We start from the raw sequence: 17,741 nt of genomic DNA on the forward strand, positions 1-17,741 counted from the left end.
TGCATAGGCGAAACTACCGGGGTGAACGCTGATCGACCTGCCCTGCTCCGCCCTCCCGCACTGCACCCGCGAGGCCTGCAGTGAGCGCCGCCTTTCCGCCCAGCTGGTATGCCTCCAGCCTGCCCGAACCGCCCGCACTGCCCGCGTTGCAGGGGCAGGTGCAGGCCGACGTTGCGGTGCTGGGCGCCGGCTATACCGGCCTGACCGCCGCACTGGAACTGGCCGTGCGTGGCCAACGCGTGGTGGTGCTGGACGCACAGCGGATCGGCTGGGGCGCGTCCGGCCGCAATGGTGGCCAGGCGCTGGTCGGCTATGGCTGCGAGGTGGACGAACTGGAGCGTCAGCTCGGCCGTAACGATGCGCGCCACCTGTTCGACTGGTCGCGCGACGCGGTACAGGCGATGCGCAGGCGCATCGACCGCCATGGTATCGACTGCCATTGGGTGGAGGGCCACGCCAGCGTCGCCATCCGCGAGCGCCATGAGCGCGCCCTGCGCGCCAACTGCGAGCATCTTCAGCGCCACTACGACTACCCGATGCAGTGGTGGGACCGTGATGCCCTGCGCGCACAGCTGGACAGCCCGCGCTACCGCGCCGCGATGTTCGATCCGCACAGCGCGCACCTGCACCCGCTGGCCTATGCGCGTGGCCTGGCCGATGCAGCGCGCGCGGCCGGCGTGGTGATCCACGAGAACTCCGCAGTGACCCGCGTGCAGCGCGGACCGCAGCCCACCCTGCATACCGCGCGGGGCAGCGTGCGCGCTGCGCATCTGGTGGTGGCCGGCAACGCCTGGCTGCAGGGCCTGCTGCCCGACCTGGAACGGCGGATCATGCCGGTCGGCACCTATATCGGCGCCAGCGCGCCGCTGGGGGCCGAGCGCGCCCGCGCCCTGATCGGCAACAACATGGCCGTGGCCGACACCGCGTGGGCACTGGACTATTTCCGCCTCAGCCACGACCACCGGCTGCTGTTCGGCGGCCGCGCCAGTTACTCGGCGCTGCCCCCACCCGGCCTGCGCGGGGTGATGCAGCGGCGCATGCACCAGGTGTTTCCACAACTGGCCGATGTGCCGCTGGAGCAGGTCTGGGGCGGTTACGTGGACATCACCCGCAACCGCGCTCCACATTGGGGCCGGCTGGACGGCAACCTGTACTTCGCGCAGGGGTTCTCCGGCCATGGGGTGGCCGCCGCCGGGCTGGCTGGCGAAGTCATCGCCGCCGCGATTGCCGGCCAGAGCGAGCGCCTGGACGTGTTCCAGCGCCTGCGGCATGCGCCTTTCCCCGGCGGCCGGCTGCTGCGCACGCCGCTGCTGGTGGCGGCGATGTCGTGGTACAAGCTGCGGGATGCGTTGTGGTGAAGATTCTGCATCTCCACCTGTATTGAACGTTCTGACAAGCGCACCGCAGCGCTGATCGTGCTGCACACGTCACAGATTTTCACGCAACATGTGTGATGGATGGTTGGTCAATTACCTAAATGCGCCGCTGTGCAATTGCATAATCGTTCGCAGACCGATAACGTCCTGAGAAACCGGGCCTCGCGGCGAATGGAAGCTGACAGGGGACACGCAGGAGAGGGGGACGTGCGATTGGACTGGTGGAAAGAAGGATTGTTGCTGAAGGTGCGCATTCGTCCGGCTGGCCTGATGCTTGCCTTGCTTTATGCAGTTGCCTATTGGGCAACCCGACAGCTGTCGCTGGATCAGTTCTATTTGCCAGCCGGCATCCGGGTGGCGGCCGTACTGTTGTGCCCGCCGCGCCTGTGGCCGTATCTGCTGCTGGGCGAATATGCGTACTTTGCACAGTCCCGCGTGCCAATGATCGAGAAGTACGGCCTGACATGGGTCATTGTTGCCTCCGCGTTCCTCATGCCCGCAGTGATGTTGATTGTGAAGCTGCAACGGCGACTGATGGCGGAGTCGCAGACGATCGGCCTTTTGTTGATTGCCGCCGCTTCCAGCGTCGTAGTTACGCTGCTGAACCTCAGCTTTTCCCATCTGCTCTGGCCAACACCCCCTTCCACGCCCTTCCTGACCAGTGCGGCGCGTTACAGCGTGGGCGACTTCATCGGCATTCTGACGGTGGCCCCCATCGCCATGCTGTGGGCGCGACAGGACGTGGGGCAGGAATGGAACGCTGAACGAAAGACCCCGATGCTGGCGGCACTTTCATCGATGCTCCTGATCGGGATAGCAGCAACTCAACTGCCCGCAGACGGGGTTGCGCTGAAGGCAACGCTCCTGCTGCTGTTGGCACTCCCCGCGGCCGCACTTACCTGCCTGTATGGCTGGAAGGGTGCCGCCCTTGCAGTACCGGTGCTCAACATGGTCATCGGTCTGACCACGCCCAACACCCATCCCAGCGCATTCGATCCCGCGGCCTTCATCACCCAGCAGATCATGGCGATCAGCGGCATCGTATTGCTGTTGCTCGGATCACGCATCACCCACTTCTACCATCGTTACCGGCTGCGCGAGATGGGGGAAAGGGACGCCATCCATCTTGCGAGGAGCTCGCAATTGGCCAGCGAGATGGAGCTGCGTGAGCGTGCCCTGCACCTTCGCAAGCTCGGCGACGGCATTGATACGTCACTGGTGGAGCTGGCCGACTGGCTCAAGGCCCAGGGACATCACGCAGTGGCCAGCAGCCTTCTGCATACCTCGAATGTACATTCGAGACTCTTTCGCGAACAGACAAGCATGGTCTATCCCTCGGGCCTGGAGCATCTTGGGCTTTACGTGGCTTTGCAGGCTGGTGGCATCCGTGAGTCGTGGAAGCTGACGGAGCGCGTTCTCCGCCCTGATCTGAAAGGCGACCCCTGCAACCTGAGCGTGGAACTGCAGTTGGCCGCTTACCGGACACTCATTGATGCGGTCTCCATTCTTCTCAAGCATGAAGGTGGACAGATTCGCATTCGTGCAAGATGCGGCGGAATGGGCTCCAGGCGCGGAATTCTCATGGTCGTGTCGCTGCTGGAGTCGCGTCGGCGTCTTTCCCAGCAGACAACCATGGCAGCGTTCGAGCGGCTGACCGGGCGAACCCTGCCCTATGACGGGACCGTTGACTGCTATCGCAACCGGGTCAGGATCCTGTTCCTCGACCGTGAAACAAAACTTGAGACACAGCCCAGTGCTCCATCACGGTACAGCTGCCCTGCACCCTCTGCGCTGCAGTAGTGCATTCACAGTCAAGCGATCGGATCGAACCAACGCAGCGGTATCGCATGAACGTCCCGCTCATCCCGCTGGCCAAAGGCGTCATGGGCACCCGGCGAACATCCGGGTGCCCATGCGGTCTGACACTGAAGCTCTCCGATATCCCGGCAACAGGCGGTATCAGGGTGCCTCTACCGCCCACAAGACATCAGCTCCGCTTGCATATCTGACCAGCGTGAATGCGGGGGACCGATAGACAACCGTCCTGGTGGCTTTGGCGGGAACAGGCAGGCGCTGCTCAGGCAACGACACCTTCGCAGATGGGTCACCTGCCGGCAGTACCCAGAACGTGCCCGCAGCATTGCCGATCACGATGTGCACGTGGCCCGCGAGATCGTTTACCTGGAAATAATCCATGCCATCGCGCTCGAACCCATAGACCAACCAGCCGGGATCCACGCTCAGGTCCTGTGCCTGCGGAATCGACTGGCCGAGTCCTTGGCCGGCCATCTTGATTCCATGGTCGTCACTCGGGGCAAAAGCAAAAACGGATACCGGCACCAACATCAATGCACCAGCACATGCATGAATTCGGAAACTTCTCACACTAACCTCCAGGTTGGATGCAATACGGATCAAGAAGGATGCTACCGCCAATCACGTCAGCATATACCGGGCAGACTCCGCAGTGCCTGTCGGACATAATCCACTGGATCGATACAAACCCATGCCACGCCGAAGCTGCGGCCGAAATCGCCAATACCCGTAGCGAAACCCGCCCACGGTGCGGGTCAGCTGCATCTGCGACAAATGACCTGGACAGGCGCGTGTAACAGCAGGACATTGTCGATTGCGCGATAGTGAACACAGTGGACAGCATCAACTGCCGAACGTAGCAGGTGCAACGGCTGCAACGTGATCGAACCGAGGACGCGCTGATTGTGGATGATTCACCGTCCGCTGGTGGCTATGCCGACGCACTGCTGACCGTGTAGGGCCACGAAGCGCAGGAAGCCGGCAATTGCAGCACAAGGGGAAGCCACGCACCTCGATTGCGCCCTTCTCCGACTGTCGATAATGTCTACGGAAGTGGCCAGTCATCATTGGCCGGGAGACGAGAGGCGCGGGCTTGGAGCGATTCAATGAATCGATTGAACTGAGCTTCCGGATACGACCCGTCGGAATCGCACTCGCGGCCGTCTACGCCCTGAGCTGCCTTTCCTTGCGTCAGTACTCGCTGGATCAGTTCTTCCTGCCTGCGGGCATCCGGGCAGCGGCACTACTGATCGTCCCGACCCGCCTGTGGCCCTACCTGCTGCTTGGCGAGTACGCCTACTTCGCAACCCTGCGCATCCCCATGATCGACAGCTACGGCCTGGCCTGGGTCATCCTGGCCTCGACGCTGCTGATGCCGATGGCGATGCTGGTGGTCCACCTGCACCGCATGAGAATGCCATCGGAGTCCGCCGCCGGCCTCTGGCTGCTGTCGCTGACCTTCTGCACGGCGTTGTTCGTCCCGGCTCTCAATATGGGCATTTCATTCGCCCTGTGGTCGAACCCGCCGCCGAGCAACCTGCTTGGCGCAGTTGATCGCACGATCTTTGGCCACTTCGCCGCCATCATTACCCTCGTGCCACTGGCATTCCTCTGGTCGCGACGAGACGCGGCTCCCAATTGGACGCGCCGCTTTGCTGCACCTACGGTCACGGCCATCCTGGTGATGCTGGTCCTGGCCCTGTGCATGCAGCTTACGGCCATCAGCGCCCACACCACACGCACCCACCTGGTGCTGCTGTCCTCCCTACCGGCGATCGCCCTGACCTTCATGCATGGGTGGCGTGGCGCTGCCATCGCGATTCCGCTGTTGAACCTTCCACTCCATTTCGCCACTCCCAGCACCGGCCTACCGTCCTCGTTCGACCTGGGCACCTTCGCCACCCAGCAGAACATGGCCGTGATGAGTGTCGCACTGCTCGCCCTGGGATCCAGCATCAGCTAACACCACGAGCGTGCACGGTCCCGTGGACTGGCTGAGGAAACCACATTGCGCTTGGCACGTAGTTCGCATCAGATCCGTGAGCGTGAACTTCGCGAGCGCGCCTCCCATCTCAAGCAACTCGGCGAAGGCATGGACAGCTCGCTCGGCGAGATGGTCAGCTGGCTGAAGGCGCAGGGGCATCACGCGGTGGCCAACAGCCTGCAGCACGCCTCATCCGTGCACTCGCGGCTGTTCCGTGAACAGGCCAGTCTGGTCTACCCCACGGGGCTGGAGCAGGTTGGGCTGTATATCGCGCTGCGCGTTGGCGGCGCATGCGAGAACTGGGACAACTCCCATCGCGTGATACCGCCTCGGCTGGAGGGCAACCCCTGCCTGCTGACTGTTGACCTGCAGCTCGCCATCTATCGCTCGCTGATCGAGGCGGTGTCGCTGCTGCTGGAGCTGGAGTCGGGACAGGTCAGCGTGCGCGCCCGGAGCGGCCAGGCTGGCGACCGCCGCGGCATTGTGGTGGTCGTGGGCCTGCTTGACCGCAGTTGCACGCTGTCGAGTGGGACCGTTCAGCAGGCCACGGAGCGTCTGGCCGGCCGGATAATGGCCTACGGCGGTACGGTGCATTGCCGTGGCAACCGGCTCCGGCTCGTCCTGCACGAATCCATTGCGGGCACAGCGGCGTCATTCGCATCGCCCGCCTGATCGCCGAACGACACGCAGGGCATACTGCCCCGCTAAAGTTACACCCGAAACCGCCGCTATCCGTGCCGAGTCCCTCCCTCGTGAGCCACCGCATCATGCCCGTGCTGCCGCAGGCCGCCGTCGATGGCGACCTGGCCGATCCGCTGCCGCAGCGGATCCTGCTGGTCGAAAACTCCCGTGCGTTCACCGGCATGCTGCGCGAAGCCATCGAGCAGCGCCTGGAACTGCCGGTGGTGATCGCCTCCACCCTGGCCGAGGCCGACCGGCTGCTCAGCGAAGACGGAGGCTGGTTCCTGGTGCTGACCGGACTGGTGCTGGCCGACGGCGACCGCGATGCAGTGGTCGAATTCTTCCTCAAGCGCGACCTGCCGACGGTGGTGGTCAGCGGCGTTTACGACGAGGACCTGCGCAAGCGCGTGCTGCAGCAGCAGATCATCGACTACGTGCTGAAGAACACCCCCGGCAGCATCGACTACCTGGTATGGCTGGTGCAGCGGCTGGAACGCAACCGGCGCATCGCCGCGCTGGTGGTGGACGATTCGCCGTCCGCGCGTGGCTATGCCGCCGCCCTGCTGCGGATGTATGGGCATGAGGTGCACGAAGCCGCCGACGGCAACGAGGGCCTGGCTGCTATCGAGGCGCATCCGGCGATCCGCCTGGCGGTGGTCGACCAGGAAATGCCCGGCATGCAAGGCGTGGAATTCACCCGTCGCCTCCGCACCCTGCGCTCGCGCGACAAGGTGGCGGTGATCGGCATCTCCGGCAATACCGACGCCTCATTGATCCCGCGCTTCCTGAAGAACGGCGCCAACGATTTCCTGCGCAAGCCGTTCTCGCGCGAGGAGTTCTTCTGCCGCGTCTCGCAGAACGTGGACCAGCTGGAACTGATCGGCACCCTGCAGGACCTGGCCACCCGCGACTTCCTCACCGGCCTGCCCAACCGCCGCTTCTTCCTGGAGCAGAGCCAGCGCCAGCTGCCGCAGCTGCAGCTGCACGGCCAATGCGTGGCGGTGGCGATGATCGACATCGACCACTTCAAGCACATCAACGACACCCATGGCCACGAAGCAGGCGACGACGCGCTGCGCGCGGTGGCCGGCGCGGTGACCGCGCATGCACGCAGCCACGACCTGATCGCGCGCTTCGGCGGCGAGGAGTTCTGCCTGCTGGTGCCAGACATGGAACAGGACGAGGCGCTGCTGTACTTCGAGGAGCTGCGCCAGCGCATCGCCGCACTGGAGGTGGACATCGGCACCGCTACCCTGCGCATGACGGTCAGCATCGGCCTGTGCTGCCTGCGCCCGCAGCGCGATGCGCTGCACCGGCTGATCTCCGAGGCCGACCGCCAGCTGTACCTGGCCAAGGCCGGTGGCCGCAACCGGGTCAGCTGCACCACGGTGGCCAGCCCGCTGCGTCCACGCGAGCCTGCGCTGACCTGACCGGCTCGCTTTGATCCAGATCAACGCCGTTCCCGCACGGCAGCTCTACAGTCGGCCCCGACATACGCATGAAGGGGAGCCGGGGATGGCACTACTTGTCTGGCAGGACGATCTGAACATCGGCATCGATGTGATCGACCAACAACACCGCCGCATCATCGAGATGCTCAACCACCTGCACGTGGCGCAGACCAGCCTGCAGCGTGCAGCGGTGGGTGAAGTGATCGACGAAGTCGTCGACTACACCATGTCGCACTTCGCGTTCGAGGAAGAGCTGATGGAGGAGGCGGGCTACCCGTTCTGTGCAGCGCACAAGCGCGTGCATGAGATCTTCATCAAGCGCGTGGCCGAGTACCGGTTGCGCTTCCAGGCCGGCGAGGACATCAGCGACGAACTGCGCACCATGCTCTCGCGCTGGTTGTTCAACCACATCCGCGGCGATGATCAGGCCTATGCCGAACAGGTCAAGGCGCACCTGAACCAGTTCACCCGCGAGCACCAGGGCGGTGGCTGGCTGGGACGCACGCTCAAGCGCTTCTTTGGCTGAACCGCAGCGCGCGCCGGTGCAGTGCCACCAGCGCGCACAGCGTCGCTGCCGCAGTCAGGCACAGGTAGTAGCCGACCGCGACCAGGCCGAAGCGTTCGGCCAGCCAGGTGGCCAGGTACGGCGCCGGTGCCGCACCCAGAATGCCGGCCAGGTTGAATGACAGTGATGCGCCGGTGTAGCGCACCTCCACCGGGTAGATCTCGGCGAGGAAGGTACCGCAGGGGCCATAGGTCAGGCCCATCAGGAACAGGCCCAGGCACAGGAAGGCGGTGACCAGCCACGGGCTGTGCGGCTGGAACAGCGGCGCGAACAGCACGCCGAAACCGATGATCAGCACACTGGCCACGATCATCGTGCGGCGCGTCCCCCAGCGGTCGCCATAGCGCGCCGACAGCGGGATGCCCAGCGCGAAGAACAGCATGCCGGCCATCTGCATCAGCAGGAACTGCTCGCGGCTGTAACCCAGCACCGCGGTGCCATGGCCCAGACTGAACACTGTCATCAGGTAGAACAGCACGAAGGTGGCGAACGCACCCAGCGTGCCGAGCAGCATCGGCACCGGGTGGTCACGCAGCACCGTCCACATCGGCAGCCGCACCGGCGCCTTGCGCTCCAGCGCCTGCTTGAAGTCGGGGGTCTCGTGGATGTTCAACCGCACCCACAGGCCGAGGCCGACCAGCAGCGCGCTGGCCACGAACGGAATGCGCCAGCCCCACTGCAGGAAGTCGGCCTGGCTCAGGCAACGGCCGAGCACCAGGAAGATGCCGGCCGACAGCAGGAAGCCGAGCGGTGCACCCAGCTGCGGGAACATGCCGTACCAGGCACGCTTGCCCGGCGGTGCGTTCTCGGTGGCCAGCAGCACTGCCCCGCCCCACTCCCCGCCCAGACCCAGGCCCTGGCCGAAACGGCACAGCGCCAGAAGCGCCGGCGCCCACAGACCGATCTGTGCGTGCGTCGGCAGCAGGCCGATCAGCACCGTGGACAGCCCCATGGTCAGCAGCGCAGCCACCAGGGTGGCCTTGCGGCCGATGCGATCGCCGAAATGGCCGAACACTGCCGAGCCAACCGGGCGTGCGATGAAGGCCACCGCGAAGGTTGCCAGCGACTGCAGCAGGGCTGCCTGTTCGCTGCTGTCCGGGAAGAACAGGTGCGGGAACACCAGCACCGCGGCCGTGGCGTAGATGTAGAAGTCGAAGAACTCGATGGTGGTACCGATCAGGCTGGCCAGCAGCACACGACGGGGGGAATTCACGGGCGGCGCGGCAGCGGTGATCGAGGACATCGGCAACATGGGAAATGGCAGATCGCCCGATTCTGCCACGGGCTGGCGGCGGTACGGCACGATGGTTTCAGCCGACACCGATGCCAACGAGGGGGCAGGCGCCTCTGTAACGTCGAGCCATGCTCGACGGTTCTTCTCTTCGCGAGATGCAGCCGAGCATGGCTCGGCTCCACGGAAGAACGAACGGCAGTCGAGCATCGCTCGACTCTACAGAGAGCGAACAGCCGTCCAGCAATCGCGTCGTTACAACTGGATCCAGGTGGCCTTGATCTCGCTGTACTTGTCGAACGCATGCAGCGATTTGTCGCGCCCGTTGCCGGACTGCTTGTAGCCACCGAACGGAGCGGTCATGTCCCCGCCATCCCAGCCGTTCACCCAGATGCTGCCGGCGCGCAGCTGGCGCGCGACGCGGTGGGCCCGCCCCAGGTCCCGCGTCCACAGGCCGGCGGCCAGGCCGTAGCGGCTGTCATTGGCCACGCGCACCGCTTCGGCCTCGTCTTCGAACCCCAGCACGGCCAGCACCGGCCCGAACACTTCCTCGCGCGCCAGTGCCTGCTCCGGGCGCACCTGGTCGAACACGGTGGGCTGGACGTAGCTGCCGCCGGCTTCCACTTCGGCGCGCCGCCCACCCAGCAGCAACCGGGCGCCCTCGCCTTCGGCGCGCGCGATATCGTCCATCACCTTGTCCAGGTGCGCGGCATCCACCAGCGCGCCCATCGGCGCATCGGGGTCCAATGGATGGCGGGGGTGCATGTGCTGGCCATAGGCAACCACCTGATGCACGAAATCCTCGCGGATCGAACGCTGTACCAGAAGCCGCGAACCTGCGGTACAGACCTCGCCCTGGTTGAAGAAGATACCCTGTGCCACCGCCTTCGCGGCGGCGTCCAGATCAGGGGCGTCGGCGAACACCACATGCGGGCTCTTGCCGCCACACTCCAGCCAGACCCGCTTGAGGTTGGATCGCCCTGAACACTGCAGCAGCTTCGCGCCCGTGGCGGTGGAGCCGGTGAAGGCGAGCACGTCCACATCCATGTGCAGGGCCAACGGCTCACCGACGCGCGCACCGTACCCCGGCAGCACGTTCAGCACGCCCTCTGGCAGGCCCGCCTCGGCCGCAAGTGCGGCCAGCCGCAGCGCACTCAGCGGTGACCGCTCGGACGGCTTGAGCACCACCGAGTTGCCCATGGCCAATGCAGGCGCGATCTTCCAGCAAGCCATCAGCAGCGGAAAGTTCCACGGAACGATCGCGGCCACGACCCCGGCGGCCTCGCGCGTGACCAGTCCCAGTTCGTGCGGGCCGGTCGGCGCGATCTCGCCGTACAGCTTGTCGACGGCCTCGGCGGTCCAGCGCAGGCAGCGCACCGCGCCTGGCAGGTCGATGCGGCGCGCATCACGCACCGGCTTGCCCATGTCCAGGGTTTCCAGCAGGGCCAGCTCGTCGGCGTGCTTTTCCACCAACGCCGCCAAGGCCAGCAGCACGCGTTTGCGATGGGACGGGCTTGCCTGCGACCAGTGCCCCGCCTCGAAGCTGCGCCGCGCGGCCATTACCGCGCGCTCCACGTCCTGCGCGTCGCAGTCGGCGACCTCCGCCAGTACGCGACCGTCGATCGGGCTGACGCAGTCGAAACGGGCGCCGCTGGCTGCATCGACATAGCGGCCATCGATGAAGGCCTGGCCTGGCATCGACAGCTGGAGGGCCAGCACCTGCCAATGGCTGCGGTCGGGAAAATCGGCCATGGGAAGCTCCAGCATTCAACGAACCTTGGTTATACCGGGGTCACCGCGACTCCGCCGTGACGTGGCTGCGCTACATTCATCGCATCGGACCCGATGGAGCTGGCATGAAGCGTTCCGCGAGCGACCTGCACGACCTGGCCACACAGCGCCCCGAGTCACTGGACGCTTACTGGATGCCATTCACCGCCAATCGCCAGTACAAGGCGGCACCACGCATGCTGGTCCGCGCCGAAGGCATGCACTACGAAGACATCGATGGCCGACAGATCCTTGACGGCACCGCCGGCCTGTGGTGCTGCAACGCCGGCCACGCGCGACCGCGCATCGTCGAGGCCATCGCCGGGCAGGCACGCACGCTCGACTACTCGCCCGCTTTCCAGATGGGCTCGCCGCCGGCCTTCGCGCTGGCACAGCGGCTGGCCGCACTGGCTCCGGCCCTGCTCAACCATGTGTTCTTCACCAGCTCCGGCTCGGAGGCGGTGGATACCGCGATGAAGATCGTGCTGGCTTACCACCGCCAGCGTGGCGAGGGCCAGCGCACGCGCTTCATCAGCCGCGAGAAGGCGTATCACGGCGTCGGTTTCGGTGGCATGGCACTGGGCGGTCTGCCCAACAACCGCAGGGCGTTCGGCCTGCAGCTGGGGGGCGTGGACTATCTGCGCCACACCCTGGACCTGCAGCGCAACGCGTTCAGCAAGGGCCTGCCGCGCCAGGGCGCGGAGCTGGCCGACGACCTGGAACGGCTGATCGCGCTGCATGACGCCTCGACGATTGCCGCCGTCTTCGTCGAGCCCATCGCCGGCTCCGCCGGGGTGATCCTGCCCGCGCCCGGATACCTGCAGCGCCTGCGCGAATTGTGCGACCACCACGGCATCCTGCTGGTGTTCGATGAGGTCATCACCGGTTTCGGCCGGGTCGGCATGCCCTTCGCCGCACAGCGCTTCGGGGTCACCCCGGACCTGCTGACCTTTGCCAAGGCGGTCAGCAACGGCGCGGTGCCGCTGGGCGGCGTGCTGGCCAGCGACGCCGTGCATGCCACGCTGATGCAGGCCCCGCCGCAGGCCATCGAGCTGTTCCACGGCTATACCTACTCGGGGCACCCGCTGGCCTGCGCCGCAGCGCTGGCAACACTGGACGTCTACGCCGAGGAGCGCCTGTTCGAGCGCGCCATCGAACTGGGCGAGTACTGGCAGGAACGGCTGCACGCGCTGCAGGGCCTGCCCAACGTGATCGACATCCGCAACTTCGGCCTGGTCGGTGCGGTCGAGCTGGCGCCGCGCCGCGATGCACCTGGCAGCCGCGGCTACGAGGTGTTCCGGCGCTGCTTCCACGACGGCCGGCTGCTGGTGCGCTGTACCGGTGACATCATCGCGCTGTCGCCGCCGCTGATCGTGGACAAGGCACAGATCGACCAGATCACCGGCACCCTGGGCGAGATGATCGGGGCCACCGCCTGAGCCCGGGCCGGTGGTGGCGAGCGGGTACAATGGGCGGTTCCGCTCCTGCTCGCTGCCGTGCCCATGGATATCGTCGTCAAAGAAGAACTCAAGGCCTACATCGACCCGCTGACTGCGGACGAACATGACGCGCTGGAGCGCAGCATCCTGGCCGAAGGCTGCCGCGATGCGCTGGTGCTGTGGGGTAATGTGCTGGTCGATGGTCACAACCGTTTCGGCATCTGCCAGAAGCATGGCCTGCCCTTCAACACCGTGCAGAACACGCGCTTCCAGAGCATGGAAGACGTGCACCTGTGGATGATCGAACAGCATCTGGGCCGTCGCAGCGTGTCCGATTTCCAGCGCGGCGTGCTGGCGCTGCGCAAGCGCGACATCCTGGCCGCCCGCAAGCAGGTCGAGCAGGCGCAGCTGCAGCGCGAGAGCGACGGTACCGCCGAGATTGCCGATGAGGCGGGCGAAGACAGCCCGCCGTGGGAGCCGGCACCGAAGCTCAGCCGCGCCGAGCTGGCCCGCGAAGCCAAGCTGAGTACCAGCCAGGTCGGCATGATCGAGCGCATCCACGCCCAGGCTGCCCCCGAAGTGGTGGAGGCAGTGAAGGCCGGCGTGATCTCGATCAGCGCCGCTGCAGCCGTGGCCGACCTGCCCGAAGAGGAGCAGCGCGCCGCCGCCGCCGGTGGCAAGGACGAGCTGAAGCAGGCGGCCAAGCGCGTGCGCGAATCCAAACGCAAGCCGCGCGCGCCGAAGCCGGACGCGGCCGAGATGGACTTCGAGGAGCCCAGCGAGGACGAGATCGCCAGCCGCGACGCCGAAGTGCTGTTGGCGCTGGAACAGCTGGGCGAGGATGCCCCGGCCCTGCGCCGCCGCGTGGTCGCGTTGACCCGCGAGAACGACACCCTGCGCGCCCAGCTGGCCGCGCTGCGCAAGCAACTGGAAGCGCTTTAAAAAGGCGCGAACCTCTCATGTAGAGCCGGGCCCATGCCCGGCTGCGGTTTGCCGCACGCAAGGCAGCCGAGCATGGGCTCGGCTCTACAGGCAGGCATCACCGGGCTGCGGTTAGACTCGTGCAATGACGCCTGCCCACGATCCGCGCCGCGCCCAGCTGCGGCGCCTGAAAGCCCTCGCACTGGGCCTGCTGCTGTTGATGCTGGCCGGATTCGCGGTCAGCCATTGGCACGGCGAACGCGGCATCTGGGCCTGGGTTTCGGCCTTCTGCGAGGCCGCTGCGGTCGGCGCGCTGGCCGACTGGTTCGCAGTCGTTGCGCTGTTCCGGCGGCCAATGGGCCTGCCGATTCCGCACACCGCGATCATCCCGCGCAGCAAGGAGCGCATCGGCGACAGCCTGGCGCTGTTCGTGCGCGACCAGTTCCTGGAGCCAGGTGTGCTGCTGGCCAAGCTGCAGGTGTTCGATCCGGCCAGCCGTCTCGGCAGCTGGCTGGCCGACCCGGCACGCTCGCGGATGCTGGCCGACATGGCCCGCAGCTGGGCGCTGCAGGCACTGGATTTCTTCGACGAAACCGCGGTACGCCGGCAACTGCACGCCTTCGTGGTGCAGCAGCTGCGGCAGTGGAATGCCGCTGCCACCGCCGGTGAACTGCTGGCCCTGCTGACCGCCGATGGACGCCACCAGCGCGTGCTGGACGAGGGCCTGCAGCGGCTGGGGCGCTGGCTGGAGCAGCCGGAGGTGAAGGAACGCGCCTCGCAGCTGATCGTGCGCTACATCCAGCGCGAATGGCCGACGCTGTCGAGCACGGTGAACTGGGTCAAGCCGATCGACGAGATCGGCGACAGCCTGGCCGAGCGCCTGGCGCGGGCGGTACTGGAAGAACTGCAACAGGTGCTGGCCGAGCCGCAGCATCCGCTGCGCCAGGACTATGAGACCTGGCTGCAGAACTACGTGCAGCGCCTGCGCGAAGACCCGGCGCTGGCCGAGCGCATCGAACAGCTCAAGCAGGACATGATCGACCACCCCGCCCTGCAGGACTACGTGCAGGGGCTGTGGGCGCGCATCCATGCCAGCCTGCGCGCCGACCTGCAACGCGAGGACTCGGCACTGGTCGGCCACCTGCAGCGCAGCCTGGCGTCGCTGGGCAGCAGCCTGCAGGCCGACCCGGCCCTGCGCGAGGCCCTCAACCAGCACCTGCTGGAAGGTGCGCAGCGCCTGACCGGCCGCCTGCGCGAGGGCGTGACCACGCATATCGCGCAGACCGTGAAGGGCTGGGACGAGCGGCACCTGGTCGAGCAACTGGAACTGAGCGTGGGTCGCGACCTGCAGTTCATCCGCTTCAACGGCACCCTGGTGGGCGGGTTGATCGGCCTGCTGCTGCATGCGGCAACCGTGGTGTTCAGGTTCTAGCCCCGGCCAACGCCCACGATCAGCACGCTTGATTCATAAAATGCGAATACATATCATTTACTGATCGGTTGTACGCTTAGCCAAACGGGCACGAAGACGTGCCCATCGCCCGTGTACTGCCCCGACTTCTGGGCTGCCCGTCTGCGCGGGCAGTGCTTTGTCGATGGGACACGCTGGGCGACATGCGCAGGGCGCAAGGGGGCCGCGGACGCGTTCCATCCCTTCTCCTACCTCAGGAACGCCGTGGACCGCTCGCCCACCCCCGCCAGCCCCCGCACCTTGTTCTCCAACCCGCGCTGGGGCGTGCTGTCACGCGCTTTGGCCGCGATTTTCGGCGGCTATGCGCTGGCCTCGATGACCAGCGTGTTCTGCGCGGTGGCGTTGCCCGGCGCGCGCGGCCAGACCGTGCTGACCGGCATGCTGCTGGCCATTCTGGTGGCTGCCTGCGCCGCGCTGTGGGCCTTCGCCACCCGCAGCGCGCTGCGGGCCTGGGTCGGCATCCTCGCCCCCGCCTTGCTGATGGCGGCGGTCGCACGCCTGTTGGGAGCCTGGGCATGAAGAACGGATTCCGCCAGTCGATGGCCTGGCTGCATACCTGGACGGGCCTGCTGGTCGGCTGGTTGCTGCTGCTGATCTTCATGGCCGGCACGGCCAGCTACTACCGCGAGGAAATCAGTCGCTGGATGCGCCCGGAGCTGCCGTCCAGCAACGTCAGCATCGACGTGGCCGCGCAGCGCGCGGTGGACTACCTGCAGGCCAATGCGAGCCACGCCGAGAACTGGTTCGTCACCCTGCCGCAGCCGCGCAACCCGGCCATGCAGCTGTTCTGGCGGCTGCCACCGGAACTGGCCGACCCCAGTCGTGGCCGTCGCGGTGGCTTCGGCGACGCCACGCTCGACCCGAACACCGGCCAGGCATTGAAGGCGCGCGAGACCCGTGGCGGCGACTTCTTCTACCGCCTGCACTTCGACCTGCACTACATCCCGGTGTACTGGGCGCGCTACCTGGTCGGGTTCTGCGCGATGTTCATGCTGGTGGCGATCATCACCGGCGTCATCACCCACAAGAAAATCTTCAAGGACTTCTTCACCTTCCGCAAGGACAAGGGCCTGCGGTCCTGGCTGGATTTCCACAACGTCAGCGCGGTGATGGCCCTGCCGTACCACGCGATGATCACCTACACCGGCATCGTCACTCTGATGATCATGTACCTGCCGTGGGGGGTGAAAGTCGCCTACCCGCAGGACGAGGACAAGTTCTTCAGCGAAGCCTTCGGCGGCATGCCAGAGGTGACCGCGCCGGCACAAGGCCGCGCCACGCCGCTGCCGATCGCACAGCTGCTGGACAGCGCGCGTGCACACTGGCACGGCGTGGAAGTGGCCGGCTTCACCGTGTCCAACCCGGGCGCTGCCAATGCGGTGATCGACATCCGCCAACGCGACGGCAGGCGTTTGTCCACCAACACCCCGGCGCTGCGCTACAACATGGTCAACGGTGCGCTGCTGGAAGAGACGCCGCCGTCCGGCGGCGCCACCGCCACCCGTGGCGTGCTGTATGGCCTGCACCTGGCGCGCTTCGCCGACTGGGGCCTGCGCGCACTGTTCTTCCTGTCCGGCCTGGTCGGCTGCCTGATGGTCGCCAGCGGCGTGGTGCTGTGGGCGGTGAAGGAGCGTCCCAGGCATGCCAGGAACGGGCGTACCGGATTCGGCCTGCGCCTGGTCGATGCGCTGAATATCGGCACCGTGGCCGGCCTGCCGATCGCCTTCGCGGCGTACTTCTGGGGCAACCGCCTGCTGCCGCTGCAGATCGCCGAGCGCTCCAGTGCCGAGGCCAACGTGTTCTTCTACGCTTGGGGCGGCGCGCTGCTGGCCGCCTTCATCTGGCCGAAGCGGATGATGTGGGCGTGGCAGCTGTACCTGGGTGCGGCCGCGTTCGCACTGGTGCCGGTGGTCAATGCGCTGACCACGCACGCGCATCTGGGCATCACACTGCGCAGCGGCGACTGGGTACTGGCCGGCGTCGATCTTTCGATGATCGCGTTCGGCGCGATGCTGGCGCTGTGCGGCTGGCGCATGCAGCGCTGGACGCCACCGCTGAGTGCGGCCGAGAAGAAGAAACGTGCGGCCGCTGCGGCTGCGCCGAAGGCATCGGTGAACACTGCAGAAGCGGCCGAAGCGGAGGCCAGCGCATGATGCTGCTGGCACTGGCGCTGTCGTTCTCTGCGTTCACCGCGCTGTCGCTGTCGATGGAAAAGCACCAGCACGACCTGCATGGCAAGGCCGCGGCCGCACCCGCACGGCGGATGCAGTGGCGGGTGCTGGGCTGGGCGCTGCTGGCGGCTGCGTTCGCACTGTGCGTGGCCGACCAAGGCTGGGCGATGGGCCCGGTGCTGTGGCTGGGGGCAATGACCCTGGCCGGCGTGACGCTGTCGTTCGGGTTGTATCCGTATCGTCCAACATGGATTGCGCCGCTGGCGATCGCGCTGCCGGTGCTGGGGTTGGTGCTGGAATTGCTGTAGCCGCAGGACGGGGACAGCGGCATCCTCGCATGGCGTGGATCTACAATGCCCGTATGGATAGCATGCTGCAGCGGATGTCTGGAATCGGCTTTTTTTCCCGGTTGGGTGAAACACTGCCCATAGCGGCCGGCGTCGTCGCCGTTCGGTCGCTGGCCGAAGCACTGCGGACCATCGATACCGATGGTTTCGAATGGATGCCCACGACACTGGGCGATTCGGATCCGTTTCACGGCGCCCTGCCCCATCCCGCCGAACTCGCCGACGCCCGACGCGAACTCAACCGCACGTTGATGCGCGCGCTTTCGGCACTGGATCTGCCGGCACTGCGCTGTGGTGCACATGACCTGCAGCTGGTGGCGCGCGATGGGGCGATGTTCGCCTTCCGGCAACGCCTGCTGGAGATGCATCTCGGCCTGCCGGCACACTGGGAGCCTGTGCTTGCGCTGTACGAACAGGGCCATTGGCCCCTGGCCCATGCGCCGGGGCGATTGTTGGTGCTTTAGGCCGATCCACGCATGGCGTGGATCTACGGACCAGATGCGGTAATGCCGGCCAGCG

General features: G+C 66.2%; 14 protein-coding genes and 1 pseudogene. 12 read left to right on the forward strand and 3 right to left on the reverse strand.

Features of this window, described 5'->3' with window-relative positions; all coding sequences use genetic code 11:
• The first annotated feature begins 80 nt into the window (after positions 1-80).
• A complete protein-coding gene (locus AC2A1N_RS11455) occupies positions 81-1,358 on the forward strand; it encodes an NAD(P)/FAD-dependent oxidoreductase (protein ID WP_484372286.1) in 1,278 nt (425 codons plus the stop codon).
• A 225-nt stretch (positions 1,359-1,583) separates the two neighbouring features.
• Positions 1,584-3,176: an MASE1 domain-containing protein gene (locus AC2A1N_RS11460; RefSeq protein WP_484372288.1), complete on the forward strand. Its 1,593-nt coding sequence runs from the start codon at positions 1,584-1,586 to the stop codon at positions 3,174-3,176.
• Between the two features lie 159 nt (positions 3,177-3,335).
• On the opposite strand, the gene AC2A1N_RS11465 is transcribed toward AC2A1N_RS11460, so the two are convergent.
• Positions 3,336-3,722, reverse strand: a complete 387-nt coding sequence (locus AC2A1N_RS11465; RefSeq protein WP_229298531.1) for a hypothetical protein — start codon at positions 3,720-3,722, stop codon at positions 3,336-3,338.
• Between the two features lie 562 nt (positions 3,723-4,284).
• On the opposite strand from AC2A1N_RS11465, the pseudogene AC2A1N_RS11470 reads away from it, so the two are divergent.
• The 3 genes and pseudogenes from AC2A1N_RS11470 to AC2A1N_RS11480 all read left to right on the forward strand — a co-directional run bounded on the left by AC2A1N_RS11470 (position 4,285) and on the right by AC2A1N_RS11480 (position 7,833).
• Positions 4,285-5,847: pseudogene (locus AC2A1N_RS11470) on the forward strand (MASE1 domain-containing protein).
• Positions 5,848-5,942: 95 nt separating this feature from the next.
• Positions 5,943-7,286: a diguanylate cyclase gene (locus AC2A1N_RS11475; protein WP_061478522.1), complete on the forward strand. Its 1,344-nt coding sequence runs from the start codon at positions 5,943-5,945 to the stop codon at positions 7,284-7,286.
• 85 nt (positions 7,287-7,371) lie between these two features.
• Positions 7,372-7,833: a bacteriohemerythrin gene (locus tag AC2A1N_RS11480; protein ID WP_049416324.1), complete on the forward strand. Its 462-nt coding sequence runs from the start codon at positions 7,372-7,374 to the stop codon at positions 7,831-7,833.
• On the opposite strand, the gene AC2A1N_RS11485 is transcribed toward AC2A1N_RS11480, so the two are convergent.
• Positions 7,814-9,115, reverse strand: a complete 1,302-nt coding sequence (locus tag AC2A1N_RS11485; protein ID WP_242892952.1) for an MFS transporter — start codon at positions 9,113-9,115, stop codon at positions 7,814-7,816. The two genes, AC2A1N_RS11480 and AC2A1N_RS11485, sit on opposite strands and share 20 nt — an antisense overlap.
• A gap of 243 nt (positions 9,116-9,358) precedes the next feature.
• Positions 9,359-10,855 (reverse strand): aldehyde dehydrogenase, encoded by a 1,497-nt coding sequence (locus AC2A1N_RS11490; protein WP_242892884.1) that lies wholly within the window; start codon positions 10,853-10,855, stop codon positions 9,359-9,361.
• A gap of 104 nt (positions 10,856-10,959) precedes the next feature.
• On the opposite strand from AC2A1N_RS11490, the gene aptA reads away from it, so the two are divergent.
• From aptA to AC2A1N_RS11525, 7 genes are all read left to right on the forward strand, one after another.
• Positions 10,960-12,312, forward strand: a complete 1,353-nt coding sequence (gene aptA / locus AC2A1N_RS11495; protein WP_061478524.1) for an omega-aminotransferase AptA — start codon at positions 10,960-10,962, stop codon at positions 12,310-12,312.
• 63 nt (positions 12,313-12,375) lie between these two features.
• The gene (locus AC2A1N_RS11500) at positions 12,376-13,254 is read left to right on the forward strand and encodes a hypothetical protein (protein WP_061478525.1); all 879 of its coding nucleotides are present in this window, start codon (positions 12,376-12,378) and stop codon (positions 13,252-13,254) included.
• Positions 13,255-13,378: 124 nt separating this feature from the next.
• Complete coding sequence (locus AC2A1N_RS11505) at positions 13,379-14,665, forward strand: DUF445 domain-containing protein (RefSeq protein WP_242892881.1); 1,287 nt, start codon at positions 13,379-13,381, stop codon at positions 14,663-14,665.
• A 243-nt stretch (positions 14,666-14,908) separates the two neighbouring features.
• Positions 14,909-15,223 carry a DUF3649 domain-containing protein gene (locus tag AC2A1N_RS11510; protein WP_061478527.1) on the forward strand — a complete coding sequence of 105 codons (315 nt, stop codon included), beginning with the start codon at positions 14,909-14,911 and terminating at the stop codon, positions 15,221-15,223.
• Positions 15,220-16,857 carry a PepSY-associated TM helix domain-containing protein gene (locus AC2A1N_RS11515; protein ID WP_242892878.1) on the forward strand — a complete coding sequence of 546 codons (1,638 nt, stop codon included), beginning with the start codon at positions 15,220-15,222 and terminating at the stop codon, positions 16,855-16,857. Before AC2A1N_RS11510 ends, AC2A1N_RS11515 begins: the two co-directional genes overlap by 4 nt.
• Positions 16,854-17,183 carry a DUF3325 domain-containing protein gene (locus AC2A1N_RS11520; protein WP_134969126.1) on the forward strand — a complete coding sequence of 110 codons (330 nt, stop codon included), beginning with the start codon at positions 16,854-16,856 and terminating at the stop codon, positions 17,181-17,183. Before AC2A1N_RS11515 ends, AC2A1N_RS11520 begins: the two co-directional genes overlap by 4 nt.
• A 29-nt stretch (positions 17,184-17,212) precedes the next feature.
• On the forward strand, positions 17,213-17,686 hold the full coding sequence (locus tag AC2A1N_RS11525) for a hypothetical protein (protein ID WP_065186092.1): 474 nt from the start codon (positions 17,213-17,215) through the stop codon (positions 17,684-17,686).
• Positions 17,687-17,741 lie beyond the last annotated feature (55 nt).

The organism is Stenotrophomonas maltophilia group sp. SKK55 (assembly GCF_057179845.1).